Origin of the sequence: Aureimonas sp. Leaf427, assembly GCF_001425485.1 — a bacterium.
In the GTDB taxonomy this organism is placed as follows: Bacteria; Pseudomonadota; Alphaproteobacteria; order Rhizobiales; family Rhizobiaceae; genus Plantimonas.
On record NZ_LMQW01000001.1, the window covers coordinates 193751 to 220231 of the forward strand.

Sequence of the window (26481 nt, forward strand, 5' to 3'; positions counted from 1 at the left end):
AAGACCGGCCCTTGGGAGGCCGAAAATCGACACCGTTCCGCCCGTGCGTCATCGCCTTCCGCGGTCCGGCGGCTCCGGCCGGGATGCAGATCCCCTCGATGGGCAGGGAAGCGCCGGCCACGCGAAGCGGGCCGCAGCGGGAAGCGTCAAAATTCTAATAATGCCTTAGTAACATCTTTGTTAAACAAAAGTGTGTAGTATTCGCTATAGTTTTACTTCAGCAAGCGAGCGAAACGCGATGTCCCTCTTCAGCAACATCAAAGTGGGCACGAAGCTCGCTCTGTCTTCCGGCACGGCCGTGCTCCTCATCGTCGCCAGTGCGGCGAACCAGTACGTCAGCACGGCCAACATCGTCGTCGCCAAGGCAACGCTCGAACGCGAACAGACCATTCTGGACGGCGTCGTCGGCGCCGAACTCGCCCTTGCCAATCTTCGTTTCGATACGCGCAGTCTGGAACGCGTGACGTCCAGGGACGAGATCGACGCGGTCGTCAAGCAGATCAAGACGTCGCGCGAGCACGGCTGGCAGGCTCTGGAGACGCCGATCGCCATCGCCATGAAGCCGGCGGTGCTTCAGGATATCCGCACGTCCATCAAGGACTACGAAGCGAGCGCGCTCCGCCGCGCCGAGGCCATATCGGCCGGCCTGTCCGACCGTCCCGCGGGCACCGACACGGGCGCCTGGGTCCGCACCCTCGCTCAGAAGGTTCCCAGCAGCACCTTCAACGAGATCACGGACAAGGCCCATGCGGCGGTCGACCAGTCCAAGACCAACGCGACCGGATTCACCAAGGACGCCAATCTCGCCCTGTCCGACGCCATCTCGCGCGCCAACACGATCGGCCTCTCCATCGCGCTTCTGGTGATCGCGGTTCTCCTGACCTCCGCTTACGCGCTCTTCGCCGGGATCGCGCGTCCCATCCGTCATATGGCCGCCCTGATGCGCCGTCTGGCTGAGGGCGACACGTCGATCGAGCTGCCCTATGCCGGCCAGACCGACGAGATCGGCGAGATGGCCGGAGCGGTCGAGATCTTCCGCAAGGGGGCGATCGCCAATCGCAGCCTTCAGTCCTCCGCCGAAGAGGGCCGGGTCAGATCCGACGCGGAGCGTGTCGCGGCGCAGCGCCAGGCCGAGACCGATGCGAGCGAACGCCTCTCGCTTGCCACGGCCGGCCTTGCCGGCGGCCTTCGCAAGCTCGCGGAGGGCCAGCTGAACTTCCGCCTCACCGAGCCCTTCTCCCCCGAGTTCGAAGCGCTGCGCGAGGATTTCAACAGCTCCATCGCCCAGCTCGACACGACGATCGGCTCCGTCGTCGGCGCCGTCGGCGCCATCCGCACCGGGCTCGGCGAGATCACGGTGGCTTCCGGCGATCTGTCCCAGCGCACCGAGCAGCAGGCGGCGAGCCTCGAAGAGACGGTCGCGGCGCTCGCCGAGGTCGTTCGCGGCGTGAACGCGACGGCCGAAGCGGCGGGACAGGCGCAGAGCACGGCCGCCAACGCGCAGAAGAACGCCGAGAAGGGCGGCGCGATCGTGACGCAGGCGGTCCAGGCCATGTCCGCCATCGAGGAATCGTCCGACAAGATCGGCAAGATCATCGGCGTCATCGACGAGATCGCCTTCCAGACCAACCTCCTCGCCCTCAATGCCGGCGTCGAGGCGGCGCGGGCCGGCGAAGCGGGCCGAGGCTTTGCGGTCGTCGCGCAGGAGGTGCGCGGTCTTGCCCAGCGCTCGGCCGAAGCGGCCAAGGAGATCAAGAACCTGATCTCGGCCTCCTCCGTCCAGGTCGAGCAGGGCGTGAAGCTCGTGACCGCCTCCGGCCACTCGCTGGAGGAGATCGTCTCGGGCGTCGGCGAGATGACCGAGGTCGTCTCGATGATCGCGAAATCGGCCCGCGAGCAGGCTTCGAGCCTTCGCGAGGTCTCCACCGCCGCCGACCAGATGGACAAGGTCACACAGCAGAACGCGGCCATGGTGGAAGAGACCACCGCCGCCGCGCAGACGCTCACCAGCGAGACCGAGGATCTGGCCCAGCTCACCGGACGCTTCGTCACCGGCGCGAGCTCGGCCCCGTCGTCGGCGACCCGGCAGACGAACCGGCACCGTCCGGCGGCGCGCCCCGCAGCAGCGCCGCGCCCGGTCGTCCAGATGCGCGCGACGGGCACCGGCGGCGCGGCGCCGAAGCCCGCCGGCCAGGAAGACTGGATGGACTTCTGACCGAAGGCTCGACGCGGGAGAGGCCGAAGCCTCGGCCTCTCCCGACGCTTCGTCGTCCCCGACGCCTGCCCTGAACCTTCGAGGCTTGCCAGCGCCCCCTCTTCCCTGCCACCCTGTTCGGCAGCGCAGCATCCCAGTTCGACGAAGGCGACACGCCAGCGCATGACGCAGACCGGCCTTGCCATCCTCATCGTCGACGAGAACCGCCTTCGCGCGACCATCATCGAGGACGGCCTGCGCGAGGCCGGGCACGAACGGGTTCACGTCGTGCGCGAGATGCAGGGGCTGGTGCGCGAGATCGAGGCCTTCGCGCCCGACGTGATCGTCGTCGATCTCGAAAATCCCAACCGCGACCGGCTGGAGCAGTTCTTCCAGGTCACGCGCTCGGTGCGCCGCCCCATCGCCATGTTCGTCGACCGCTCGGACGCCGCCTCCATGGAGGCGGCCATCGACGCCGGCGTCTCGGCCTATGTGGTGGACGGGCTGAAGAAGGAGCGCGTGAAGGCCATTCTCGACATGGCGATCCTGCGCTTCGGCGCCTTCTCGCGGCTGCGCGACGAGCTGGACGAGGCGCGTTCCGAGCTGGCCGACCGCAAGGTGATCGAGAAGGCCAAGGGGCTGATGATGCGGATGCGAGGGCTTTCGGAAGAGGAGGCCTATCGCCTCATGCGCCAGACCGCGATGAACGAGAAGAAGAAGCTCGTCGAGATCGCCCGCTCCGTCGTCACGGCGGCCTCGCTTCTCGGCGGAGAGGGCTGCAAATGAGCGGGTATCCGGTCGTTCGCCTCGGCTTCATCCCGCTGATCGACGCCGCCGTGCCGATCGCGGCGCGGGCGCTCGGCTTCGACCGGCGCGAGGGCGTCGCGCTGGAGCTGGTGCGCGAGGTCTCCTGGTCGAACATCCGCGACCGTCTCGCCTTCCGCCAGTTCGACGTCGCCCATCTTCTGGGGCCGATGGCGGTCGCCTCGCAGCTCGGCCTCGGCTCCAACCCCTATCCCGTCATCGCGCCCTTCGCGCTCGGGCGCGGCGGCAATGCCATCACGCTGGCGACACCCCTCTTCGAGGCGATGCGCGAGGCGGCGGGGGACGCCTATGCCGACGAGGCGCGCTCCCATGGGCGCGCGCTCGCCAAGGTCGTCGCCGCGCGCCGCGCCGCCGGACGCCCGCCTTTGGTCCTGGCCATGACCTACCCCTTCTCCTCCCACAATTACGAGTTCCGCTTCTGGATGGCGGAGGCCGGCATCGATCCCGATCGCGACGTCACGATGACGGTCGTCCCGCCGCCGCTCGCGCCCGACGCGCTGAAGGCCGGCGCGATCGACGGATTCTGCGTGAACGCGCCCTGGAACGTCCTCGCGGTCGAGTCCGGGATCGGGCGCATCGTGGCGGTGAAGGCGGATGTCTGGCCCTCATCGCCCGAAAAGGTCCTCGGCATGCGGCCGGACTGGTGGAGCGCGAACCCGGACACCGCCGCGCGCCTTCTCCTCGCGCTCGATGCGGCGGCCCGCTGGTGCGACGTGCCGGCCAACCGGCCGGAGCTGGCCGCCATCCTCGCCCGTCCCGAACATGTCGGCGGCTCCGAGGCCCTGATCGGCGAGCTTTTGTCGGGGCATCTGCCGGTCGATCAGGACGGCACGCGCCGCGCCATCCCCGACTACCTCACCTTCCACGCGGATGCCGCGAACCTACCCTGGTCAAGCCAGGCGCTCTGGGTCTATGGGCAGATGGCGCGCTGGGGCCAGGTGCCCCTCGACGCGAAGGGCGCCCGCGCCGCGCTCGGCGCCTTCCGGCCCGATCTCTATCGCGAGGTTTTCGCCGGCCGCATCGCGGACCTGCCTCTCTGCGACACCCGTATCGAGGGCACGACGGCGGGCGACGCGATCAGCGACGGCCGCCCCTTCGACCCCGCGGATGTGCGCGCCTATGTCGAAGGCTTTCCCATCCGCCATCTCGGCGAGGGCGCCGGCAACGGACCGGACTGACGCGGGGGCTCGCCTTCGCCGCCGCCACTCACCATCACCCAACACCACCGTCATTCTCGGGCCCCGTCCCGAGAATCCAGGGACGCATCTCCGACGTCGGACGCGGCACGTCCCGGACTCTCGGAACGAAGCCCGAAAGCGCCGACAGTGAGGACGCGGACTCCTCTCGGCGACCCTTGGCAACCCCGGCACCGTGCACCATCGACGGACCCGAAAACCCTTCGCCCCCCCTGCAATAAAACCCCTTCGCAGCACGCGGCTCACGCAATGCAACAAATTCATGCAGGACGATGCTTCCTGCGTCACACGCCTGCACCACGCTGAAACCCCTTGCCACAAGGCGTTTCAGCGCCTCATGCTCAAAATTTCGGCATGCTGCATTGCCGTACATTTGGACTTTTCAAATCATTCCAATTGCCGCTCAATAGAACCGTGCCCGTCAAGGACGACAGGGCCGCCGAGCACCCCAAGTCGGGTGCCACTCCGAGACATCGACGTCGCGAGACCTTCCTGACGATCCCCCTGCCAGCGGGATCGAACCGAAGAGACCGCGGCGTTTTTTTGTTTTTCGCCCCCGCCTTCCGCTTCCGCTCCCGACGCCATCCGAGGATTTCCATGTCCGATACCGTCAGCATCAGCCGCCGCCGCTTCCTCCAGTCCACCACCGCCGTGGCCGGAACGGCCGCGCTGTTCTCGGCCATCGGCGCCAGCTTTCCCGCCGGGGCTTTCGCCCAATCCGCCGGCCCGGAGACGACCAAGGCGATCCTCGGCTTCATCGCGCTGACCGATGCCGCGCCGCTGATCGTCGCCAAGGAGAAGGGCTATTTCGAGAAGCACGGCATGCCGGACGTGGAGGTCGTCAAGCAGTCCTCCTGGGGCACGACGCGCGACAATCTCGTGCTCGGCTCCGACGGCTCGGGCATCGACGGCGCGCACATCCTGACGCCGATGCCCTACCTCATGACCGCCGGCAAGGTGACGCAGAACAACCAGCCGCTGCCCATGGCGATCCTCGCCCGGCTCAACCTCGACGGACAGGCGATCTCGCTCGGCAAGGCCTATGCGGACCTCAAGGTCGGCCTCGACTCCGGCGCCCTCAAGGACGCCTTCGCCGCCAAGAAGGCGGCCGGCAGCCCCGCCAAGATCGCCATGACCTTTCCCGGCGGCACGCACGATCTCTGGATCCGCTACTGGCTCGCCGCCGGCGGCATCGATCCCGACAGCGACGTCGAGACCATCGTCGTCCCGCCCCCGCAGATGGTCGCCAACATGAAGGTCGGCACGATGGACGCCTTCTGCGTCGGCGAGCCGTGGAACGCGCAGCTCGTCGAGCAGGGCATCGGCTACACCGCCCTCACCACCGGCGAGCTTTGGAACAAGCATCCGGAGAAGAGCTTCGCCATGCGGGCGGACTGGGTGGAGAAGAACCCGAAGGCGACCGTCGCGCTCCTCATGGCCGTGCAGGAAGCCGCCCAGTGGGCCGACGACATGGCCAACAAGGACGAGCTGGCCGAGCTCTTGGGCAAGCGTGCCTGGTTCAACGTCAAGCCCGCCGATATCGGCCCGCGCATGAAGGGCACGATCGACTACGGCAACGGCAAGCTCGTCGAGGCCTCCCCGCATTTCATGAAGTTCTGGCAGGCCGACGCCTCCTATCCCTTCAAGAGCCACGACGCCTGGTTCCTCACAGAGGACATGCGCTGGGGCAAGTTCGAGGCGACGACCGACGTCAAGGCGATGGTCGACAAGGTGAACCGCGAGGATCTCTGGCGCGAGGCCGCCAAGGCGCTCGGCGTCTCCGCGATCCCCGCCTCCACCTCGCGCGGCCCCGAGACCTTCTTCGACGGCAAGGTCTTCGATCCCGAGAACCCGAGCGCCTATCTCGCCAGCCTCGCGATTTCCCGCATCGCCTGACCCGACAAGCGCCCTCCTCGCAGAGGGCGCCCTCGACCTTCGTGCATCGGCCGACACCGGAGACGCATCATGTCCCAGCCCATCCTGTCCCCCATCGGGATCAAGACATCCGCCGCCGGCGTGGTCCAGCTGCCAAAGGGCGCCGCGACCGTGGTTCCCCTGAAGCGGCAGGGCCCGACGGCGGCGGAGCGCCTCGGCCGGGTCGGGCGCTATCTCGCCGAGAACCTTCTGCCGCCGCTGGTGACGCTGGTCGTCCTGCTCGCGCTCTGGGAGGTGCTCTGCTCGGGCGCCGGCTCCGCCCTGCCGCCGCCGAGCCAGGTCGTCACCGACACATGGGAGCTGATCGCGAGCCCGTTCTACATGAACGGCGGCAACGATGTCGGCCTCGGCTGGCAGATCTGGGCGAGCCTCCAGCGCGTCGCCATGGGCTATTCCATCGCCGTCGTCGTCGGCATCTCGCTCGGCGTCCTCGTCGGCCAGTCGCAGCTCGCCATGAAGGGCCTCGACCCGATCTTCCAGGTCCTGCGGACCGTGCCGCCGCTGGCCTGGCTGCCGCTCTCGCTCGCCGCCTTCCAGGACGGCCAGCCCTCCGCGATTTTCGTCATCTTCATCACCGCCGTCTGGCCGATCATCATCAACACCGCGGTCGGCGTGCGCAACATTCCGCAGGACTATCGCAACGTCGCCAAGGTCCTGCGCCTCAACGGCCTGGAGTTCTTCCTCAAGGTCATGATCCCCGCCGCGGCCCCCTACATCTTCACCGGGCTTCGCATCGGCGTCGGCCTTTCCTGGCTCGCCATCGTCGCGGCCGAGATGCTGATCGGCGGCGTCGGCATCGGCTTCTTCATCTGGGACGCGTGGAACTCCTCGCTCATCTCGGACATCATCCTGGCTCTCGTCTATGTCGGCATCGTCGGGTTCGTCCTCGACCGCATCGTCGCCGCCATCGGCAAGGCCGTCACCCGCGGCACGTCCGCCTGATCCCCCACAGATCCAGCCGGACCGGAGACGAGACCATGACCAGCCAAGACAAGCCGTTCCTTTCCATCGAAGGCGTCACCAAGCGCTATTCGCGCGGCGGCGTGACGAGCGAGGTCCTGAAGGACGTCGACCTCACCGTCGACAAGGGCGAGTACATCTCGATCATCGGCCATTCCGGCTGCGGGAAGTCTACGCTCCTCAACATCGTCGCCGGCCTCACCGACGCGACGATGGGCGTCATCCTCCTGGAGGACAAGGTCGTGGACCAGCCCGGCCCCGATCGCGGCGTGGTCTTCCAGAACCACTCGCTCCTGCCCTGGCTCACCGTCTACGAGAACGTCGCGCTCGCCGTGGACAAGGTCTTCCGCGGCAAGAAGAGCGCCGCCGAGCGCCGCGACTGGACGATGCAGAATCTCGAGCTCGTCCATATGGGCCACGCCAAGGACAAGCGCCCCTCCGAGATCTCCGGCGGCATGAAGCAGCGCGTCGGCATCGCCCGGGCGCTCGCCATGGAGCCGAAGATCCTCCTCCTCGACGAGCCCTTCGGCGCGCTCGACGCCCTGACCCGGGCCCATCTGCAGGACCAGGTCATGCAGATCCAGGCCAATCTCGGCACGACCGTCATGATGATCACCCACGACGTGGACGAGGCCGTGCTTCTGTCCGATCGCATCGTGATGCTGAGCAACGGCCCCTCGGCCGGCATCGGCGAGATCCTCTCCGTGCCGCTCCCCCGCCCGCGCGACCGCATCAAGCTGGCCACCGACCCGACCTATCTGCGCTGCCGCCAGTCGGTTCTGAAATTCCTCTACGAGCGCAACCGCTTCGTCGAAGCGGCCTGACCGCAACGAACTTTCTTCTCCCCTTTGGGGGGGAGGTTCCGACAGGGGGGATGAGGGGCGGCCTGCCGCCTCCGTCGCACCCCCCTCATCCGGCCGCTTCGCGTCCACCTTCTCCCCGCCGGGGAGAAGAATGGCGCCCTTCCTCTCGACGTATCCGCTGAACCGAACTTTGGCGAGAAGGACCCGACATGCCCGAAAAACTCGTCGTCATCGGCAACGGCATGGCCCCCGGCCGGATGCTGGAGCACCTCTTCGAGAAGGCCCCCGGCGCCTACGAGGTGACGATCTTCAACGCCGAGCCGCGCGTCAATTACGATCGCATCATGCTCTCCCCGGTCCTGTCGGGCGAGAAGAGCTTCGAGGACATCGTGATCCATGGCGACGGCTGGTACGTCCAGCACGGCGTCACGCTCTACAAGGGCCACAAGATCGTCGCCATCGACCGCGAGGCGAAGACGGTCACGTCGAACCACGGCGTCACGGAGTCCTACGACCGCCTCGTCATCGCCACCGGCTCCTCGCCCTTCATCCCGCCGGTCCCCGGCAAGGACCTGCCCGGCGTCCTTTCCTATCGCGATCTCGACGATGTCGAGGCCATGATCCTCGCCGCCCAGGCGCGGGCGAAAGCCGTGGTCATCGGTGGCGGCCTGCTCGGCCTGGAAGCGGCTGCCGGCCTTCGGGCGCAGGGGCTCGACGTCACCGTCCTCCACCTCATGCCCTCGCTGATGGAGCGCCAGCTCGATCCGGCCGCCGGCTACCTCCTCCAGAAGGCTCTGGAGAAGCGCGGCATCGAGGTCGTGACATCGGCCAACACCAAGGCGATCCTCGGCACGGAGCGCGTCGAAGGCGTCGAGCTCGCCGACGGCCGCGTGATCCCGGCCTCGCTGGTGGTCATGGCCGTCGGCATCCGCCCCTCCTCGGCCCTCGCCAAGGAGGCCGGCCTTGCGGTCGGACGCGGCATCCATGTCGACGAGCACATGGTGACGTCGGACCCTTCCGTCCTGTCGCTCGGCGAGTGCGTGGAGGTGGACGGGCGCGTCTACGGCCTCGTCGCGCCGCTCTATCAGATGGCCGAGGTCGCCGCGCGCCACCTCGCCGGGGAGCCGGGCCAGGGCTTCCGCCATTCCGACACGTCGACCAAGCTGAAGGTGACGGGCATCGACCTCTACTCCGTCGGCGACTTCGCCGATGCGCCGGATCGCGAGGAGATCGTGCTGCGCGACGCGACGGCGGGCATCTACAAGCGCCTCGTCATCCAGGACAACAAGATCCTCGGCGCGGTTCTCTACGGCGAGACGGCCGATGGCGGCTGGTTCGGCGATCTCATGAAGAAGGGATCGGACATCGCCGAGATGCGCGATACGCTGATCTTCGGCCAGAGCTACCAGGGAGGGTCTCCGCTGGACCCTATGGCGGCCGTTGCAGCCTTGGGCGATGACGCCGAGATCTGTGGCTGCAACGGCGTCTGCAAGGGCAAGATCACCTCGACCATCACGGCCAAGGGCCTGACCACGCTCGACGAGGTGCGCTCGCACACCAAGGCCTCCTCCTCCTGCGGCACCTGCACCGGGCTTGTCGAGCAGCTGATGAGCCTGACGCTCGGCGACGCGTTCAACCCGAACGCCGTCAAGCCGATGTGCACCTGCACCGACCTGTCCCATGGCGACGTCCGCCGCCTGATCGTCGCCAAAGAGCTGAAGAGCATTCCCGCCGTCATGCAGGAGCTTCAGTGGAAGACCTCTTGCGGCTGCGCCAAGTGCCGGCCGGCGCTCAACTACTATCTCCTGGCGGACTGGCCGGGCGAATATGTCGACGACAAGCAGTCGCGCTTCATCAACGAGCGCGTCCACGCCAACATCCAGAAGGACGGCACCTATTCGGTCGTGCCGCGCATGTGGGGCGGCGTCACCTCCTCGGCCGAGCTGCGCGCCATCGCCGACGTCGTGGACAAGTTCGCCATCCCGACCGTCAAGTGCACGGGAGGCCAGCGCATCGATCTTCTCGGCGTGAAGAAGGAGGACCTTCCCGCCGTCTGGGGCGATCTGAACGCGGCCGGCATGGTCTCGGGCGCCGCCTATGCCAAGGGCCTTCGCACGGTGAAGACCTGCGTCGGCACGGACTGGTGCCGCTTCGGCACCCAGGATTCCACCGGCCTCGGCATCCGCATCGAGAAGTTCATGTGGGGCTCCTGGACCCCCGCCAAGCTGAAGATGGCCGTCTCCGGCTGCCCCCGCAACTGCGCGGAGGCCACCTGCAAGGATGTCGGCGTGATCTGCGTCGATAGCGGCTACGAGATCCACTTCGCGGGCGCCGCCGGCCTCGACATCAAGGGCACCGAGATTCTCTGCCACGCCAAGACCGAGGACGAGGCGCTGGAGATCATCGTGGCGTTGACGCAGCTCTATCGCGAGCAGGGCCACTATCTCGAGCGCATGTACAAGTGGCTGAAGCGTGTCGGCATGGCCTCGATCAAGGCCGCCGTCGTGGAGGACCTGGAAAAGCGCGCCCACTACTTCGAGCGCTTCGTCCATTCGCAGAAGTTCAGCCAGAAGGACCCTTGGGCCGAGCGCGCCACGGGCGCCGTCGCCGCGCACGAGTTCGCGCCGATGGCCGAGATCGCCCCCTTCCGGGAGGCCGCGGAGTGAGCATGGACACGAACTGGACCCTCATCGGCAACGTCGCCGACATTCCCCGGCGCGGCGCGCGCTGCGTGAACTCGCCGCTCGGCCGCATCGCCGTCTTCCGCACGATGGAGGACGAGATCTTCGCCACCGAGGATCGCTGCCCCCACAAGGGCGGCCCGCTCAGCCAGGGCATCGTCCATGGCGGCGCCGTCACCTGCCCGCTGCACAGCCAGGTCATCGCGCTCGACACCGGCCTCGTCCAGGGGCCGGACGAAGGGCGCGTGCGCACCTTCCCCGTGCGGGTGGACAAAACGAGCGGCGCGATCGAGCTGCTCGTCCTGCCCGAGCCTGCCCTGGCCATGGCGGCGGAATAGGATGGAAGCGGCCGGCGTCCCCTCGGGCACGAAGACGACATGCCCCTATTGCGGCGTCGGCTGCGGCGTCGTGGCAACGCCCATGCCCGACGGCACGGTCGGCATCGCGGGCGACACGCAGCATCCCGCCAATTTCGGCCGCCTCTGCTCCAAGGGCTCGGCGCTGGCCGAGACGCTGATCCCGGACCGCCGGCTTCTCCATCCCGCGATCGGCGGCCGGAAGGCCTCATGGGACGAGGCTCTCGACCTCGTCGCCACGCGCTTTCGGGCCGCGATCGACGGCTACGGGCCGGATTCGGTCGCGCTCTACGTCTCCGGTCAGATGCTGACGGAGGACTATTACGTCGCCAACAAGCTGATGAAGGGCTTCGTCGGCTCCGCGAACATCGACACCAATTCGCGCCTCTGCATGGCCTCCTCCGTCGCCGGCCACAAGCGCGCCTTCGGCTCGGACACCGTGCCTGGCACCTACGATGACCTCGAGGAAGCCGATCTCCTCATCCTCGTCGGCTCCAATCTCGCCTGGTGCCATCCCGTCCTCTTCCAGCGCATCCTGGCCGCCAAGGCGCTGCGGCCCGAGATGACGATCGTCACGATCGACCCCCGCGAGACCGCGACCTCCGCGCAGAGCGACCTTCATCTTCCCATCCGGGGCGACGGTGACGTCGCGCTCTTTCTCGGCGTGCTCGCGCATCTGGAAAGCGAGGGCGCGATCGACGACGCCTATGCCGGCGCGCACACGACCGGCCTCGACGCCGCGCTCGCCGCCGCGCGCCCCTATGCCCATCTCGGCCTGCTCGCCAAGGCGACCGGCCTCGACACCGACCGGCTGGAAACCTTCCTTCGCCTCTTCGCCCTGACGACGAAGACCGTCACCGTCTACAGCCAGGGCGTCAACCAGTCCGCGACCGGCACGGACAAGGTCAACGCCATCCTGAACTGCCACCTCGCGACGGGGCGCATCGGCCGGCCCGGCATGGGGCCCTTCTCCGTCACCGGACAGCCCAATGCCATGGGCGGGCGCGAGGTCGGCGGGCTCGCCAACCAGCTCGCCGCCCATATGGAGATCTCCGATCCCGCCCATCGCGCGATCGTGCAAGGGTTCTGGAAGGCCCCGACGATCGCGGAGGAAGCGGGCCTCAAAGCCGTCGATCTCTTCGAGGCCGTTCTCGACGGGCGCATCCGGGCGCTCTGGATCATCGGCACGAACCCCGTCGACAGTCTGCCCGACGCCGACCGCGTCAAGGCGGCGCTAGCCGCCTGCCCCTTCGTGGTGGTGTCCGACATCGTCGAGGACACCGACACGATGGCCTTCGCCGATGTCGCGCTGCCGGCGACGGGCTGGGGCGAGAAGGACGGCACCGTCACCAATTCCGAGCGCCGCATCTCGCGCCAACGCGCCTTTCTTCCCGCGCCCGGCGAAGCCCGGCCGGACTGGTGGGCCCTCGCCGAGATCGGCAAGCGCCTCGGTCATGCCGAGGCCTTCGACTATCCGAACGCCGCCGCGATCTTCCGCGAGCACGCCGCCCTTTCGGGGACGGCAAACGAGGGCACGCGCGACTTCGACATCGGCGGCCTCGCCGATCTCGGCGATCCCGCCTACGAGGCGCTGGCGCCCGTTCGCTGGCCGCTCCGGCGCAACGGTTCCGGCGCGGAGCGCTTCTTCGCGGACGGCGGCTTCTTCACGCCGGACCGCCGGGCGAAGCTTCTGCCCGTCACCGACCGCCGCATCGATCTGACGACGCCGGAGCGCCCCTTCCTCCTCAACACCGGGCGCATCCGCGACCAGTGGCACACGATGACGCGCACCGGTCGCTCGCCCCGCCTCTCCGCGCACATGCCCGAGCCTTTCTGCGAAATTCACCTGGAGGATGCCAGCGCGAAGGGCATCGCGGAGGCCGACCTCGTCGAGGTCGCCAGCGAGCACGGCAGCGCGATCCTGCGCGCGCTGGTCACGCCCCGCGCCCCGCGCGGCACGCTCTTTGCCCCCATGCACTGGACCGGCGAATTCGCGTCGAAGGCTCGCATTAACGCGCTCGTTCCCCCGCGCGTCGATCCCGTCTCCGGCCAGCCCGCCTCGAAGGCCCTTGCGGTTTCGGTGGAAAAGCTCGCCGCCACCTGGCACGGCTTCGCCGTCTCGACCGAACGGCCGGACCCGGCGGGCGCCGATTACTTTGCCCTCGCCCGCGCGCCCGGCGGCTGGCGGGTGGAACTGGCGGGGCTTGCCGCGCCGGCCGATCCCGACGCCTTCGCGCGGCAGGTGCTGTGCCTTGCCGAAACCGCCGAGATCCTGTCCTATATCGACGGAACCGGCCATCGCCGCTGCGCCGCCTTCGCGGACGGCCGGTTTCTCGGCGCGCTCTGGATGTCCGGCGGGCCGGTCGCCGTGTCCCGTGCCTATGCCGTCTCCTGCCTGACCGGCGCCCCGCCGGAATCGGCCAAGCGCTTCAAGATCCTGGCCGGGCGAACCGGCGCGGACAGGCCGGACCCCGGCGCGCTCGTCTGCTCCTGCTTCGGCGTCGGAGCCGACGATATTCGCAGGGCTCTGGCGGGGCCGGACTGCGCCAGCGTCGGCGATGTCGGGCGCCACTTGAAGGCCGGCACGAATTGTGGCTCCTGCAGGAGCGAGATCCAGGGATTGATCGATGCCAAGCCTGTCGTCCCAGAACCTGTCTGACGAAGCCGCGCCCGCCCCGCGCCCGCAGCGCATGGGCGATCTCAGCGTCCTGCCCGTCTTCTTCGACCTGAAGGGCAAGCGCGTCGTCATGTCCGGCGGCGGCGACGGCGCGGCCTGGAAGGCCGAGCTGATGGCGGCGGCCGGCGCGCAGGTCGATCTCTACGAGCCGACGGATGGCATCGGCGAGGAGATGCGCACCGTCCTCGGCCTCGCCTTTGCCGACGGCGCGATCCGCCATCACGACCGGCCCTGGGCGCTCGACATCTTCGAAGGCGCCGCGCTCGCCGTCGCCGATTGCGAGACGGACGCGATGGCCAAGGCCTTCTTCTGCGCCGCGCGCGCGGCGGGCGTGCCGGTCAACGTCATCGACAAGCCCGCCTTCTGTCAGTTCCGCTTCGGCACGATCGTCAATCGCTCGCCCGTGGTCGTCGGCATCTCGACGGACGGCGCGGCGCCGATCCTCGGACAGGCGATCCGCCGGCGCATCGAGACGCTGCTGCCCGCAACGCTCACCGGCTGGGCCAAGCTCGCCGCCAAGGTCCGCGCCGAGGTCATGGACCGGCTCGACGCCGGCCCGCTTCGCCGCGCCTTCTGGGAGCGCTTCTCCGACGAGGCCTTCACCCGCAAGGCCCCGGACGAAGCGGCGGAAGCCGATGCGAGGCGCTTCGTCGCCGATCTCGCGAGCCGTCCGCTCGCGGGCGGGCGCGTCACGCTGGTCGGTGCCGGCCCCGGCGAGGCGGAGCTTCTGACGCTGAAGGCCGTTCGCGCGCTCCAGGCGGCGGACGTCATCCTCTTCGACGATCTCGTCTCCGACGACATTCTGGAACTCGCCCGCCGCGAGGCCAAGCGCATGCTGGTGGGCAAGCGCGCCTCGCGCGACTCCTGCAAGCAGGAGGACATCAACCGGATGATGGTGCAGTTCGCCAAGGCCGGAAAGCATGTCGTGCGCCTGAAATCGGGCGACGTCTCCGTCTTCGGCCGCTCCGGCGAGGAGATCGCGGAACTGCGCCGCGAGGGCATCCCGGTCAGGATCGTGCCCGGCATCACGGCGGCCTCCGCGCTCGCGGCCGGCTTCGGCGTCTCGCTGACGCATCGCGACTGCGCCCAGCAGGTCCGTTTCGTCACCGGCCATTCCAAGAAGGGCGACCTGCCCGACGACATGAACTGGGCAACGCTCGCCGACGACCGCGCGACGTCGATCTTCTACATGGGCGGCCGCATGGCGCCGCGCATCTCGGCCAAGCTCATCGAGCACGGCCTGTCGCCGGAAACCCCGGTCGCGGTCGCCGCCTCGATCAGCCGCGAGGACGAGACGCGCGCCATCGGCACGCTGGCCACCCTCGGCGAGATCGTCGCGCGGATCGGCGTCGACCGTCCCATCCTCATCGGCGTCGGCCGTGTCTTCGCCGATTGCGAGCCGGAGGCGCTGGAAGGCTTCGAGCCCAAACGCGATGTGGCGCCGACAGCCGTTTCGCGGCTCAAGGCCCGGGTCGGGTGAGCCGATCGTCCGGCGAAAAGGCCGACATCGGAAAGGGAAAACACGACGTGACGTAAGGTAAGTCTTTATGATAGTCCGGCGCGGATGGCGGGGGGTCATCGCCAGTGCCGGAGATCGAACGCATGGTTTCGTTCGACGTTCTGTTCGCCTTCGTCCTGACGACGGCGATCATGGCCTTCGTGCCGGGACCGGCCGTCCTCTACGCGATGGCCCGCACGGTTGCGAGCGGGCGCCGAGCCGGCCTTCTCGCCGCCCTCGGCATTCATCTCGGCACCTACGTGCACATCGCGTCGACCTCTGCCGGGCTTTCCGCGCTCTTTCGGGCGATGCCGGCGCTCTATGTCGGCGTGAAGCTCGCCGGGGCCGCCTATGTCGTCTGGATCGGCATCTCGATGATGCGCTCGACGATCGGCGCCGACAAGACGTCCCGCGCCGCTGCCCCGCGCTCGGGCAGCCGGGCCTTCGTCGAAAGCGTCTTCGTCGAGATCCTCAACCCGACGACGGCCCTCTTCTTCCTGGCCTTCCTGCCGCAACTGGTGAATGCCGGCTCTGCGGTTCCGCATTGGGCCCAGCTCGCGATGCTCGGAACCGCCGTCGGCTTCGTCTTCACCCTCGCGGACGTGACCTATGTTCTGCTCGCCTCGACGGTGCTGGAACAGCTGAAGCGCTCGTCGCATCTGGAGGCGCGCTGCCGACAGGTCGGCGGCCTTCTCCTCATGGGTCTCGGCGTCCAGATGGTGCTGCGCGCGAGCTGAAAGACCCGGCTCGCCGGACCGGCGCGGCGCTCCATAATAGGGCCGGCGGAACCGGCCGGCTCCGCTGATCCGAGCGGAGCCCCGCATGCAGCCCCCGATTGCCGAAACCGCTCGTCGTCAAGTAGCGAACGCCCGGCTGCGCCCCACTCAGGGCGCACGCCCATGACCGCCCGCTGGCTCTGGCGGCTCGGCCAGATCACGCGCCGCATCTGGTTCCGCGCCAGCCTCTTCTCGCTGCTCGCCATCGTCACGGCCTTTCTCGGCATCTGGCTCGCGCCCTTCATCCCGGCCGACATCCCCGCGCAGATCGGCTCGGATGCGGTCGACAACATTCTCGGCATTATCGCCTCCTCGATGCTGACGGTGACGACCTTCTCGCTCTCCACCATGGTCGCCGCCTATTCGGCCGCGACGAGCAACGTCACGCCCCGCGCGACCAAGCTGATCATGGAGGACCCCACCACCCAGACCGTCCTCTCCACCTTCATCGGCTCCTTCCTCTTCAGCCTCGTCGGGATCATCGTCCTCTCGACGGGCGCCTATGGCGAGCGCGGGCGGGTGGTGCTCTTCGCGGTCACGATCCTCGTCATCATCTTCATCGTGGTCACGCTGCTGCGCTGGATCGACCATCTGTCGCATCTCGGCCGCGTGACGGAGACGACGCAGCGCGTGGAGAAGGTCGCCGGCGACGCCATGCGCCGGCGCCGCGACAGCCCCTATCTCGGCGGGCGGGCGCTGATTGATCCCGAGACGACCATCCCGAAACACGCGCTCACCGTCTTCACCAAGAGCTTCGGCCACATCCAGCATGTCGACGTCGCCGCGCTTTCGGCGCTCGCCGAGGCCGGCGGCGGCGAGATCTACCTCGTCGCCATTCCCGGCAGCTTCGTCGATCCGACGCGCCCGATCGCGGCCTGTTCGGGGCTGCAGGACGAGAATATCGCAGCCAAGATCCTTGAAGGCTTCACCATCGGCGACGTCCGGTCTTACGATCAGGACCCGCGCTTCGGCGCGTCGGTGCTGACGGAGATCGGCAGCCGCGCGCTGTCGAAAAGCATCAACGATCCCGGCACCGCGCTCGACGTCGCCGGCCGCGCGCTGCGCGTCCTCGCCATCTGGGCGGAGCCGCCCGAGGGCGACGTCGAGATCGCCCATCCGCGCATCCACGTGCCGCCGATCGCCGTCGCCGATCTCTTCGAGGACTTCTTCGGGCCCCTCGCGCGGGACGGCGCCGGCCTTCTCGAACTCGGTATCCGCCTCCAGAAGGTCTTCCTGACGCTGACACGGCTCGGCCGCGAGGACTTCGCCGCCGAGGCCCGCCGCCACTCGCGCCTCGCGCTCGCGCGGGCGGAGGCCGAACTCGTGCTCGACGAGGACAAGGCCATCCTGCGCGCACTCGCCGCCGAGGTCGCGAAGTAGGAACTACCTCAGCGCGATTTCCGGCACGGTGCGGCGCACGAGGCCCATATCGGCGGCGAAGGCTTCGGTCTCGCGCGCCTGGGCCTCCGGGTCGGGCAGGCGCAGGATATAGGCGGGGTGGACGGTGACGAGGAGCTTGGTTGCCTCGTCGAGATCGATCAGGCGCGAGCGCGTGTCGCGGATGGTGACGCTCTTGCCGAGAACGGAGGCGGCCGCCGTCGCGCCGAGCGCGACGATGAGCTTCGGCTTCACGATGTCGCGCTCGATCTCCAGCCAGAAGCGGCAGGCGCGCACCTCGCCGACATTGGGCTTCTGGTGGATGCGCCGCTTGCCGCGCGGCGTGAACTTGAAGTGCTTCACGGCATTGGTGACGTAGGCCTGCGCACGGTCGATGCCGGCCGTCGCCAGCGCCTGGTCGAAGACGCGGCCGGCCGGGCCGATGAAGGGCTCGCCCGCCAGATCCTCCTGGTCGCCTGGCTGCTCGCCGACGAAGAAGACGGGCGCGTCGTCCGGCCCCTTGCCGAAGACGGTCTGCGTCGCCGGCTCCCAGAGCGGGCAGGCCTTGCACCCCCTCGCCTCCTCGCGGGCCTCCTCGATCGTCGTCGGCTGGTTGCCCGTCCGGGGCTGCGCTGCGACCCGTGCCATCTCGTCCCGCTCCGCCTGTTTCATGTGGCGGAAACTCGGCAGGGTCGGCGCGGTTTCCAGCATGCGCCGCGATGCCGCTTCCGCGCCCCGGATCAGCGGCTCGATCAGCTGGGCCTCGGGCAGGTTGTGCCAGTATTTCTTCGGCATCTCCGCCTGCATCGCCTTCACCTTCAGGCGCGCGGGATTGAAGATCGAGGCATAGTAGGTCAGCCAGAGCGCCTCCATGTCGTCGTCCTTCGGCCGGTCCTCGACCGAGGCCGGCGGCCCGAAGGTCAGCTCCGCCCCGTCCCAATGGGCCGAACGCTTCGGCGTCAGGATCGACCAGACCATGCCGGTGAAGCGCCGGACGAAGAAGGGCGCGGTGCGCTCCACGATGTGATGGGTCGGCTCGAACCAGGCGATGTAGTGACGCGTGCCGTCCTCTGTCTCGATCTCGCGAAACCGGACGAAGGCCTTCATCTTGTGGCTGTCGCGCCGGACCGCCTTGTCCATTTCGACGGCCGCGATCACGTCGCCGTCGGAGGCGACCTCCAGAAGCCCCTTCTCCGTCTGGAGCCGCCAGAGAAGGCGATAGGCCAGGACGAAGCGCTCGGGATCGGAATGACAGACGACGCGGCCCGCCAGCTCGGGAAAGGCCTTAGCCACCGTCACGCGACGCTCCGGCTCCGGCGCGCGATCGGGCAGCGGCTCGGCGAAGAGATTGGCCACCTCCTCGCCCACCGCGAAGCTCATCTCCTCCGGAGGAATGCCGAGCTCCACCGCCGTCCGCGCCGCCTCGCGCCAGCCATCGAAGTCGGCGGGATGGGCGAGGCGGGCGACATACATGGCGCATTCCGATGCGGATGACGGGTTTCCGTCACATGGAACACGGATGTCCGCCCGCAACCGGCGACGGCGTCGCATCGATCGACGGGGGCGGGATGCGACGAGACGACGCCCGGCTGATCGCAGCGCCGCGGGCGAGGTCGGCGGGACGGTGCGAGAGACGCGACAAGGGTCGAAGCCGGGAGCGGAACGACGGGCACTCGTATCGGGCGCATCGGCACGTCGTCCAATCCACATCGCCCAATATCGTCATTTGAAATGACCAAAGGGAGCGCGAGCTTTCGAGGGACTTTCCTTGAATGCAAAGAAGTCTTCCCCCGTAAATCCGGCCAGAACGACTTGCCTTCCGCGACGTTGCGCCGCACGACTTGCCGCAGGGGAATCGTCGGGTTCGCCGCTGCAATGGGGGTTGCACATGATCAGGAAACTCGCCGCCGAGGCTTTCGGCACGTTCTGGCTGGTCTTCGGGGGATGCGGCAGCGCCGTGCTCGCCGCCGGCTTTCCCGAACTCGGCATCGCCCTCGCGGGCGTCGCGCTGGCCTTCGGCCTCACCGTGCTTACCATGGCCTATGCCGTCGGCGGCATTTCCGGCGGGCATTTCAACCCGGCCGTCTCGCTCGGCCTTGCCGCCTCCGGTCGCTTTCCGCTGAGCGAACTCGTTCCCTACTGGATCGCGCAGGTTCTCGGCGGCCTTCTCGGCGCCGCCGTTCTCTACGCCATCGCCTCCGGCAAGCCCGACTTCGTGGCCGGCGGCTTCGCCTCCAACGGCTACGGCCTGAACTCGCCGGGCGGCTACAGCCTCGGCGCAGCTTTCATCGCCGAATTCGTGCTGACGGCGGGCTTTCTCGTCATCATCCTCGGCTCGACCGCCAAGGCGGCGCCCGCCGGCTTCGCGCCGATCGCCATCGGCCTCGGCCTGACGCTCATCCACCTCATCTCGATCCCGGTCACGAACACGTCCGTGAACCCCGCCCGCTCGCTGGCGGTCGCGGTCTTCGCCGAAAACGGCGCGCTCGGCCAGCTCTGGCTCTTCTGGGTCGCGCCGCTCGCCGGCGCCGTCGTCGGCGCCCTCATCTGGCGCTACGTCCTCTCGCCCGGCGAGTCCCCGCGCGGCATCGGCGGCGACGACACCAAGGCGCCGTAAACCGCGACGGTCCGACGGACCACGATGCGGCGGCTGGAAACGGCCGCCGCATTCTAGAAAAGGCTGAGTTGCTGCGCCGGCTTCGGCCTCGGCATGAAGTCGAGCTTCAGGTCGGCCTTGTCGGTCAGCCCGCCCGGCGTCCAGTCGAGCGCGGTCAGGAACGGGCGCACCTTGGCGATGGACTGGCAGAGCTTGGCGACGTCGTCGAGCCGCAGCGTGCGATGGCGGCGCGTCGAGAGGATGCGCTTCACCGCCTTGGTGCCGAGGCCGGGCACGCGCAGCAGCATCTCCTGATCCGCCTTGTTGACGTCGACGGGGAAGCGCTCGCGGTGCTTCAGCGCCCAGGCGAGCTTCGGATCGATGGAAAGGTCCAGCATCCCGTCCTCGCCCCCGGAAACGATCTCGCCGCGATCGAAACCGTAGAAGCGCATCAGCCAGTCCGCCTGATAGAGCCGGTGCTCGCGCATCATCGGCGGCTTCTGCAGCGGCAGGCGCGAGGAGGCGTCCGGGATCGGCGAGAAGGCGGAATAGTAGACCCGCTTCAGCTGATAATTCCCGTAGAGATTCTCCGAACGGCCGAGAATCGCGTCGTCGTCGGAGGCATCCGCGCCGATGATCATCTGCGTCGATTGCCCCGCGGGCGAGAAGCGTTTCGGCTTGGCGCGATCCTTCGCCTCGCCCTTGTGCTCCTCGATCTTGGCGCGCAGGTGCCCCATCGAGCGCCGGATGTCGCGCGGGTCCTTCTCGGGCGCGAGCGAGGTCAGCGAGATGTCGGTGGGCAGCTCGATGTTGATCGACAGGCGGTCCGCGAAGAGGCCGGCCGATTCGATGAGGGCGGGCGAGGCGTCGGGGATCGTCTTCAGGTGGATATAGCCGGAAAAGTTCTCCTCCATGCGCAGCTTGCGCGCGATTTCCACCATCTGCTCCATCGTGTGATCGGAGTTCTGGATGATGCCGGAGGAAAGGAAGAGCCCCTCGATATAGTTGCGCTTGTAGAACTCCATCGTCAGCTTCACGACCTCCGCCGGCGTGAAGCGGGCCCGCGCGACGTTCGAGGAGGAGCGGTTCACGCAGTAGATGCAGTCGTAGATGCAGAAGTTCGTCATCAGGATCTTCAGGAGCGAGATGCACCGCCCGTCCGGCGCATAGGCGTGGCAGATGCCCGAACCCTCCGTCGATCCGATGCCCTTGGTCTTCTCCGACGACCGCCGCACCGTTCCGCTCGACGCGCAGGACGCATCGTATTTCGCCGCGTCGCTGAGGATCGCGAGCTTGTCCATAAGCGTCATCTTGGCCATGGGCAGGATATAGCGTTCGCCCTCCGTTCCGCCCACCCTCCAGGGCGCCGGGGATGTGGAAAGGCGCCGCGGAGGCTGTGACGGATTGCCGCCCGGCACTTCACGCCCGGCCGTTCGCGATCATGAATTCGCGGCAAGGAATGGAACGCTCGCCTCACGCCATCCATTGGAACCGCGCAGGGACAGACCGGCCGCCTCGCCTTGGGCGGGGCCAAGCCATTGGAGGACTGAGCTTTTCATGAAGATGCTGATCAAGGCCGTGACGACCTTCGCCGTCGTCGCGACGAGCTTCGTCTCGATCGCCCCGACGCCCGCCGAGGCGCAAGGGTTCCGCGAGCGCCAGCGCTATGTCGAGCGCTACTGCGCCCGCAACCCGCGCGACCGCGACTGCCGCGACTTTCGCCGCGACGCCCGCCGTTGGGACAACGGCCGCTACCAGCGCTTTGCCCGCGACCGACGCGACATCCGGCGCGACGCAACAGCCGCGGCGATCTTCGGCCTCGCCGCCGGCGCCATTGCGGGAGCCGCCGCCGCGAACAACGGCGGCAACGACCGCAACCACGTCCAGCGCTGCCTGAACCGCTACCGCTCCTACGATCCGCAGACCGACACGTTCCTCGGCAATGACGGCCGCCGTCGGGCCTGCAATCTCTGACGATTCGACGATGAGAAAAGCCGGCCGGTGCGGATGCATCGGCCGGCTCTTTCGTATGCGGACGGTGGGCGGTTCAGGCGGAAAGGCAGGGCGCCAAGCCCCCTCATCCCCTACCGGACCTTCTCCCCGAAGGGGGAGAAGAACGAGCTTTCGACCGTCACGACCGCCATCCGTTTCTGGCAATGCTTCTTCTCCCCTCCGGGGAGAAGGTCGCGGCAGCGGGATGAGGGGCGACGCGCCGCAGCGCTCTCCGCTCTTATTCTCACCCCTGCCCGATCGCCTTCTTCACCGCCCGCTTCGTCACGACCTTCACGAGGTTCGCGCGATAGGAGGCCGAGCCGTGGAGGTCGGACAGCATGTTGTCCTCCGGCACCGACAGGCCATCCAGCGCCGCCGCGTCGAAGCTCGACGAGAGCGCCGCCTCGGCCTCCGTCCAGCGATAGGCGCCGCCCTGGCCGGCGCCCGTCACGCCGATGCGCGCCTCGCCGCCGCGCCGCGCCGCGAAGACCGCGCACATCGCATAGCGCGAGGCGGGGTTGCGGAACTTCTCGTAGCCCGAAGCATCGGGCGCCTCGAAGGACACGCCGGTGACGATCTCGCCGTCGCCGAGAGCGGTTTCGAACATGCCGAGGAAGAACTCGTCGGCCGAATAGCTGCCCTTGTCCGTGTGAACCGTCGCGCTGAGCGCCAGGAGCGCGGCGGGATAGTCGGCGGCGGGGTCGAAATTGGCGACCGAGCCACCGATCGTCCCCATGTGGCGCACGGCGGGATCGCCGATCACGCTGGCGAGATAGTGGAAGCCGGGGGCGATCGCCTCCATGCCCTTGTGGGCCGCGATCTCGGCATGGGTCGTGCCGCCGCCGATCTTCACCGACCGGCCGGAAACCTCGATCCCGGTCTTCAGTTCCGCGACATGGCGAAGGTCCACGAGATCGGACGGCGCGGCGAGCCGCTGCTTCATCGTCGGGATCAGCGTCATCCCGCCGCCGAGATATTTCGCATCCGCGCCGCCCGATAGAAGCGAAGCGGCTTCGGCGAGCGAGGTTGGGCGGTGGTACTGGGTCTCGTACATGGAAGAGGTCCTTGTCTGGCGGGCCGGGTCTTCGTCACCGCTGGAGCGATGGAGCCGCGCGGCCGGTTGAGCTTTGAATTGCGGACCGGCCGGATGCTTTCACCCGGCCGGCTCGGGACGATCAGGAGGCCGCGTTCAGCGCCTTCCACACCTTTTCCGGCGTCGCCGGCATGGAAAGGTCGTTGTTGCCGATCGCATCGGTGATCGCGTTGATGACGGCCGGCGGCGAGCCGATCGCGCCGGCCTCGCCGCAGCCCTTGATGCCGAGCGGGTTCGACGGCGAAAGCGTTTCCGTCGTCGAGACCTGGATCATCGGCAGGCTGGAGGCGCGCGGCATGGCGTAGTCCATGTAGGACGCCGTCACGAGCTGGCCGGTGTCGTCGTAGACCGTGCCTTCCAGAAGCGCCTGCCCGATGCCCTGCGCGACGCCGCCATGGACCTGGCCCTCGACGATCATCGGGTTGATCACCCGGCCGAAATCGTCGGCGGCGATGAACTGGATGATCTCGGTCGCGCCCGTATCGGCATCCACCTCGACCTCGCAGATGTAGCAGCCGGCCGGGAAGGTGAAGTTCTGCGGATCGTAGAACGCGCCTTCCTTGAGGCCGGGCTCCATCCCGTCCGGCAGCTTGTGGCCGGTATAGGCGTTGAGCGCCACCTCGTGCCAGGCGAGCTTCTTGTCCGTCCCCTTCACGCGCACTTCGCCGTTGGCGATCTCGATGTCGCCCTCGTCGGCCTCCAGCAGATGGGCCGCGATCTTCTTGGCCTTGGCCTCCACCTTGTCGAGCGCCTTGACGATGGCCGACATGCCCACCGCGCCGGAGCGCGAGCCGTAGGTGCCCATGCCGAACTGCACCTTGTCGGTGTCGCCGTGGATCACCTGGACACTGTCGATGGGCAGGCCGAAGCGCTCGGCGATCAGCTGGGAGAAGGTCGTCTCGTGGCCCTGGCCGTGGCTGTGCGAGCCGGTGAGGATCTCGACGGTGCCGACCGGATTGACCCGAACCTCCGCCGATTCCCAGAGACCGACGCCCGCGCCGAGCGAGCCGACGGCCTTGGACGGCGCGATGCCGCAGGCCTCGATATAGCAGCTCATGCCGAGGCCGCGCAGCTTTCCGTGCTTGGCCGCTTCCGTCCGGCGCGCCGGGAAGCCGTCGACGTCGGCCGCCTTCATGGCGGCATCGAGCGAGGCGTCGAAGTCGCCGGCGTCGTAATTCATGATGACGGGCGTCTGGTGCGGGAAGGAGCGGATGAAGTTCTTCCGGCGGAACTCGGACGGCGACAGCCCGAGCTCGCGCGCCGCCGTCTCGATCGTGCGCTCGACCACGTAGGTCGCCTCCGGCCGCCCTGCCCCGCGATAGGCGTCCACCGCCACCGTGTTCGTGTAGACGGCCCGCACGTTCGCGTGGATGGCGGGAATGTCGTACTGGCCGGAGAGCAGCGTCGCGTAGAGATAGGTCGGCGTCGCCGAGGAGAAGAGCGACATGTAGGCGCCCAGATTGGCGATCGTGTCGACCTTCAGCCCGAGGATCTTGTGATCCGCGTCGATCGCCATCTCGACCTCCGTCACATGGTCGCGGCCATGCGCGTCGGTCAGGAAGGCCTCCGTCCGGTCGCTCGTCCACTTCACGGGAACGCCGGTCTTCTTGGAGGCCCAAAGGCAGACGATCTCTTCGGGATAGATGTAGATCTTCGAGCCGAACCCGCCGCCGACATCGGGCGCGATGACGCGCAGCTTGTGCTCGGGCGCGACATTGTAGAAGGCGCTCATCACGAGCCGGGCGACATGCGGGTTCTGCGACGTCGTCCAGCAGGTGTAGTGCTCCTCGGCTGGGTCGTAGAGGCCGAGCGCGGCGCGCGGCTCCATCGCGTTCGGCACGAGGCGGTTGTTGACGATGTGGAGCTTGGTGACGTGCGCGGCCTTGGCGAAGGCGGCCTCGGTCGCCGCCTTGTCGCCGATCTCCCAGTCGAAGATGAGATTGCCGGGCGCTTCGGGGTGGAGCTGCGGCGCGCCGGGCTCGAGCGCCTTCACCGCCTCGACCACGGCGGGCAGCTCGCTATAGGCGACCTCGACGGCCTCCGCCGCGTCGCGCGCCTGCGCCTTGGTCTCGGCCACGACCACCGCGACGGCCTGTCCGACATGGCGCACCGTCCCGACGGCCAACGCCGGCCAAGCGCCCATCTTCATGGGCGAGCCGTCCTTGGAATTCACCGCCCAGCCGCAGATGAGATTGCCAATCCCGTCCGCCTGCAGCTCGGCGCCGGTGAGGATTCCGATCACGCCCGGCATGGCCTTGGCGGCGGAACTGTCGATCGAGGAGAAGGTGGCGTGGGCATGCGGCGAGCGCACGAAGGCGGCATATTTCATGCCGGGCACCGTCATGTCGTCGACGTAGCGCCCCCGTCCCGTGATGAACCGCTTGTCTTCCTTGCGCAGAACGCTCGCGCCGATGCCTTCGATACCCATGCCTGCAACCTCCCGGAGTTCAGTCCCCGCGGGTGGCGGCCGTTTGTCGGCGCTCGCCCCGCTTCGGATACGATCGTTGTCGTCTGGCTTTATACCAACGGCCGAGAATGCTGACGCATCCGGCCGTTGAAGAATTGCGAATGTCTCAATTGCATCAAAGGCTTGAGACATTCGCAAGCGGAATACCGCGAGTCATTTTCAATGCCTCTCGGTATTATTCCGCGGCGATGCGCTGGCTGCCCGCGCCGCTCTTCTCGGCGGCCGACAGGATGGCCTTGACGATGTTGTGATAGCCGGTGCAGCGGCAGATGTTGCCTTCCAGCTCCTCGCGCACGGTCTTCTCGTCGAGATCGCCGTCGTGCCGGCGGATCATGTCGACCGCCGTCATGATCATGCCGGGCGTGCAGTAGCCGCACTGAAGGCCGTGGTGCTCGCGGAAGGCCGTCTGCACCGGATGTAGCTCCTGCCCGTTGGCGAGGCCCTCGATCGTCGTGACCTCGGAGCCGGAAGCCTGGACGGCGAGGATCGTGCAGGACTTCACCGCGCGGCCGTCGACATGGACCACGCAGGCGCCGCATTGCGACGTGTCGCAGCCGACATGGGTGCCGGTCAGGCCGAGCTGGTCGCGAAGATACTGCACGAGGAGCGTGCGGTCCTCGACCTCGCCCGTCATCGCTTTGCCGTTCACGGTGATGGAAACCTGGCTCATCTACGTCCTCCCGTCGTCATCGGGCGGGCCGGGTGGCCGCGATACGGTCCCTTGGCTCCTGCCCTTCAAGTCCGTGGCGAAGGTCGTGGCAGCCTTCGCGTCGGGGCGGAGATTGCAACTTGGCCCGGGGATCGTCCAGCGGTTTCTAGAACTATTCCATGCGACGAAGGGCGCAGGTCCGACCCCCTTGGCGTTTGCTCCGAGCCGCCGGGACGTTAGCCGCCTGTGTCACTCGGGAGGCACAGGGCGCCGGGGGAATGACCGAAATCACAATGAGGTCAGCTTCGCGCAGGCAAGTGCGGTTGTTATTTCAAACTTTACCCGCATCCTTAAGGCTCTCTTCGAAGAAGCGGGCCGGACCGACGTCGTCCCTCCCGTTCCGAGA

Annotated in this window: 19 protein-coding genes; 14 read left to right on the plus strand and 5 right to left on the minus strand. The window is 68.0% G+C overall.

What is annotated here, in order from left to right; all coding sequences use genetic code 11:
- The first annotated feature begins 238 nt into the window (after positions 1-238).
- From ASG62_RS27790 to ASG62_RS00865, 12 genes are all read left to right on the plus strand, one after another.
- Positions 239-2215, plus strand: a complete 1977-nt coding sequence (locus ASG62_RS27790) for a methyl-accepting chemotaxis protein (RefSeq protein ID WP_056694676.1) — start codon at positions 239-241, stop codon at positions 2213-2215.
- A 162-nt stretch (positions 2216-2377) separates the two neighbouring features.
- Entirely contained in the window at positions 2378-2980 is a 603-nt protein-coding gene (locus ASG62_RS00815) for an ANTAR domain-containing response regulator (protein ID WP_056694675.1), read from the plus strand.
- Positions 2977-4197 (plus strand): CmpA/NrtA family ABC transporter substrate-binding protein, encoded by a 1221-nt coding sequence (locus tag ASG62_RS00820; protein ID WP_082537198.1) that lies wholly within the window; start codon positions 2977-2979, stop codon positions 4195-4197. Before ASG62_RS00815 ends, ASG62_RS00820 begins: the two co-directional genes overlap by 4 nt.
- A 615-nt stretch (positions 4198-4812) precedes the next feature.
- The gene (locus ASG62_RS00825; protein WP_056694668.1) at positions 4813-6111 is read left to right on the plus strand and encodes a CmpA/NrtA family ABC transporter substrate-binding protein; all 1299 of its coding nucleotides are present in this window, start codon (positions 4813-4815) and stop codon (positions 6109-6111) included.
- 69 nt (positions 6112-6180) lie between these two features.
- Positions 6181-7092 (plus strand): nitrate ABC transporter permease, encoded by a 912-nt coding sequence (gene ntrB / locus ASG62_RS00830; RefSeq protein ID WP_082537197.1) that lies wholly within the window; start codon positions 6181-6183, stop codon positions 7090-7092.
- Positions 7093-7127: 35 nt separating this feature from the next.
- Entirely contained in the window at positions 7128-7934 is an 807-nt protein-coding gene (locus ASG62_RS00835; RefSeq protein WP_056694666.1) for an ABC transporter ATP-binding protein, read from the plus strand.
- 188 nt (positions 7935-8122) lie between these two features.
- Positions 8123-10579: a nitrite reductase large subunit NirB gene (nirB, locus tag ASG62_RS00840; protein WP_056694664.1), complete on the plus strand. Its 2457-nt coding sequence runs from the start codon at positions 8123-8125 to the stop codon at positions 10577-10579.
- Between the two features lie 2 nt (positions 10580-10581).
- Entirely contained in the window at positions 10582-10932 is a 351-nt protein-coding gene (nirD, locus tag ASG62_RS00845; RefSeq protein ID WP_056694662.1) for a nitrite reductase small subunit NirD, read from the plus strand.
- 1 nt (position 10933) lies between these two features.
- Positions 10934-13609: a nitrate reductase gene (locus tag ASG62_RS00850; RefSeq protein WP_056694659.1), complete on the plus strand. Its 2676-nt coding sequence runs from the start codon at positions 10934-10936 to the stop codon at positions 13607-13609.
- Between the two features lie 31 nt (positions 13610-13640).
- Entirely contained in the window at positions 13641-15107 is a 1467-nt protein-coding gene (gene cysG, locus ASG62_RS00855) for a siroheme synthase CysG (RefSeq protein ID WP_056694658.1), read from the plus strand.
- A gap of 122 nt (positions 15108-15229) precedes the next feature.
- Entirely contained in the window at positions 15230-15862 is a 633-nt protein-coding gene (locus tag ASG62_RS00860; protein WP_056695006.1) for a LysE family translocator, read from the plus strand.
- Positions 15863-16024: 162 nt separating this feature from the next.
- A complete protein-coding gene (locus ASG62_RS00865; protein WP_056694656.1) occupies positions 16025-17281 on the plus strand; it encodes a DUF2254 domain-containing protein in 1257 nt (418 codons plus the stop codon).
- A gap of 3 nt (positions 17282-17284) precedes the next feature.
- On the opposite strand, the gene ASG62_RS00870 is transcribed toward ASG62_RS00865, so the two are convergent.
- Complete coding sequence (locus ASG62_RS00870) at positions 17285-18751, minus strand: UdgX family uracil-DNA binding protein (protein ID WP_056694654.1); 1467 nt, start codon at positions 18749-18751, stop codon at positions 17285-17287.
- Positions 18752-19166: 415 nt separating this feature from the next.
- On the opposite strand from ASG62_RS00870, the gene aqpZ reads away from it, so the two are divergent.
- Positions 19167-19895, plus strand: coding sequence for an aquaporin Z (gene aqpZ, locus ASG62_RS00875; RefSeq protein ID WP_056694653.1), 729 nt, complete (start codon positions 19167-19169; stop codon positions 19893-19895).
- Positions 19896-19948: 53 nt separating this feature from the next.
- Here aqpZ and ASG62_RS00880 read toward each other — a convergent pair whose 3' ends face one another.
- Positions 19949-21193 carry a putative DNA modification/repair radical SAM protein gene (locus ASG62_RS00880; protein ID WP_056694652.1) on the minus strand — a complete coding sequence of 415 codons (1245 nt, stop codon included), beginning with the start codon at positions 21191-21193 and terminating at the stop codon, positions 19949-19951.
- 238 nt (positions 21194-21431) lie between these two features.
- On the opposite strand from ASG62_RS00880, the gene ASG62_RS00885 reads away from it, so the two are divergent.
- A complete protein-coding gene (locus ASG62_RS00885) occupies positions 21432-21848 on the plus strand; it encodes a BA14K family protein (protein WP_056694650.1) in 417 nt (138 codons plus the stop codon).
- 262 nt (positions 21849-22110) lie between these two features.
- Here the strand turns inward: ASG62_RS00885 and ASG62_RS00890 are convergent, their stop codons facing one another.
- From ASG62_RS00890 to ASG62_RS00900, 3 genes are all read right to left on the minus strand, one after another.
- Positions 22111-22920, minus strand: a complete 810-nt coding sequence (locus tag ASG62_RS00890) for an FAD binding domain-containing protein (RefSeq protein ID WP_056694648.1) — start codon at positions 22918-22920, stop codon at positions 22111-22113.
- Between the two features lie 121 nt (positions 22921-23041).
- Positions 23042-25387, minus strand: coding sequence for a xanthine dehydrogenase family protein molybdopterin-binding subunit (locus ASG62_RS00895; RefSeq protein ID WP_056694646.1), 2346 nt, complete (start codon positions 25385-25387; stop codon positions 23042-23044).
- 214 nt (positions 25388-25601) lie between these two features.
- Positions 25602-26096, minus strand: coding sequence for a (2Fe-2S)-binding protein (locus ASG62_RS00900; RefSeq protein WP_056694644.1), 495 nt, complete (start codon positions 26094-26096; stop codon positions 25602-25604).
- Positions 26097-26481: the final 385 nt, after the last annotated feature.